At 37.9% G+C, this 2,388-nt stretch carries 1 protein-coding gene; it reads right to left on the bottom strand.

Features of this window, described 5'->3' with window-relative positions:
• Nucleotides 1–539 precede the first annotated feature (539 nt).
• Nucleotides 540–2,186, bottom strand: coding sequence for an iron uptake porin (locus tag D5R40_RS32235; RefSeq protein ID WP_124144815.1), 1,647 nt, complete (start codon nucleotides 2,184–2,186; stop codon nucleotides 540–542).
• Nucleotides 2,187–2,388: the final 202 nt, after the last annotated feature.

The raw sequence follows: 2,388 nt of genomic DNA, 5'->3' as shown, positions 1-2,388 counted from the left end.
CTGAAACAGGCGCACTTTTTTCGTTCCCAAAAAGGCACTTGTCTTTATATGTCAATGCTTTTATATTTAATCAGCAAGCCCTAATTAATTATTAATTATTAATTGTTGAACAATTTAATTCACAACAAAAGTCTACTCCACTGCTACCCCAAAGCGATCGCCTTGTTGCAAAACATCTAATATCATGTCCAGTTAAATAGTTCTAATTACAGCTCGTAGTAGGGATTTAGCCTTTGAGAAACCTATATTAGGGCTAAAATATCTCATATATAGCAATGTGCGCTGGCATATTTACAAATGACAGGAACTGTCCAATAGCTAAAAGTTTTATCTTATCAGCTTTTTATTCCCCCTTCCGGAGCTGTTGCCTTCCGGAGCTGTTGCCTGCGCACAGCGCTATAGTTTTTCTTCAGTAGTATGGGCTAAATTGGACATATCTACAGCCATGAATTGCCATGGATTAAGATGGTTTTAGAGCCGGAATATAAATATTATCATACCGATTAAACCGGATATACTATTAATAATTTCTGACTACTTCAAAAGTAAAAAACAGTCCGTAATGTACCAGTAAAAATAGTGCCATTACTCTTTTGATTACTAGGGTCAAAAACAAGTTGCAAAACAGGAGAAATCTGAATATTATCGTTCACTGCATAATTATAAAAAACTTCCAAATTGGTCTGAGTTGAATTACCAATGTCATCCACAACAAAAGGCTGTCCAACTGCAACCCCCAAGCGATCGCCTTCTTGCAAAACATCTAATCCAGAAATACCTGCCATCCAATAGTTCGGATTAATATCTCCAAAATCTGTATCGTCATAGCTACTGTACCCATAGCGACCAAAAACAGCAAACTTGCTAGAAAAACCCCACTCAAAATTCACCCCCACTGCATCAAAATTGCGAGCAAAAACTTTTCCTCCACTGTAAAGCAAACGTAGACTAAATCTAGACGAAGGATTATATTCAAATTCCACCATTCCTTGATGAAAACCAAATAGACCCCTGGACCCCCTGCCATCAGAATAGAGTAGTGATGTAAACACAGAAACTGGCAACGGACCTTGACCGTTTTGGGAAGGGTTAGCTGAGTCTGGGGCAATGTATAAAGCACGAAGATTGAAAGCACTGCCACCAGGATTCCATTCTAATATTGCTCCACCACCAATGCCATTAACAGGAAATGCAACGTAGTTATAAACTAGGTTTTCTGTGGAAAAGTCGCGAAAACTTAAATCAGCGTAACTATTATTATCTATATAATCCAATGCTTCTATTAACGGTCCGATAGATAGAGACAAATTTTCCACGACCTGAAAACTGTAGAAAGCTCTCCCAATACCAAAATTGTCATCTCCTGGGGGGCGTTTGGAGAAATCTAGAATACTACCAAAGTTGGGCTCGAGTATAGCTGTAGCGTTATCAATAAAACCATTACTACCTGTATCAACCCGTAGTTTTAATAAGTCTGTACCTCGGAAACTGGTATCAAAATCGAAAACTACTCGATATAGAAACGTAGCTTGAGGATTTTCGTCTGCAAGCTCTATTCCATTGGGGTCAATGAGGCGATCGCCATCAAACCCACCAGCATTCACTGCAAAAATTGTCTGACCGTTTAATTTGGTGGTAGTGGAAAACTGTTGCGCTTCTAAAGCATCTACTCGATTTTCTAAACCTTCAGTGCGTGCTTTCAGATTAGCTATTTCTACCTGAAAATCTTGTATAAGTCTTTCGATAACTATCAGGTCGTCTTGTTGAATTAATTCTGCTTGACTTTCTGCCAGGAAACTTTCAATGGTTTGCCAACAAGCATTTACAGCGGCTGCAAATTCATATCTGGTGATGGCGCGGTTGCCTCGGTAAGTATTGTCAGGATAACCAGAGAGACAGTCGTAGCGATCGCGTAAACTTATTAATGCTTCATAAGCCCAGTCGGAGGGTAAAATATCATCTAGTTGGTAAACAGGTATTTGTTGAGTAATAGGGTCATTAGACTTAGAATTACTAAATTCTTCAGCATACTTTTGAATTTCTCCCATCAGCTCCTGTTTTTCTTCTGTTGCCAGAGTAGGGCGAGTGCTTAAACATGATAAATTGATTAAAATCAAGCTAATAACGATACATATTTTACGATTATGATTTTTTTTATCAATACCATGAATTTCAAATATTTGCAAAACATTTCTCCCTAAAAGTAGTCTATTGTGATGTCAGATTTTATCATTAATACGAGACAATTTAGTCTTGGGAGGTGGGATGAATTAGGAAAAAATCTTGTTGGAATTAACAATTTAGACGCTGTTGGCAAACAAAATATTTAGGTAGTCCTGCATGGGTTTTGGTGAAGATATATATTTTTTAATTTCTCCCATACTCCCC

The sequence above is a fragment of the Okeania hirsuta genome (assembly GCF_003838195.1).
Taxonomy (GTDB): Bacteria; Cyanobacteriota; Cyanobacteriia; order Cyanobacteriales; family Microcoleaceae; genus Okeania; species Okeania hirsuta.
Note: the sequence above shows the minus strand (reverse complement) of the source record. Positions and strands in the feature narration are given on the sequence as shown.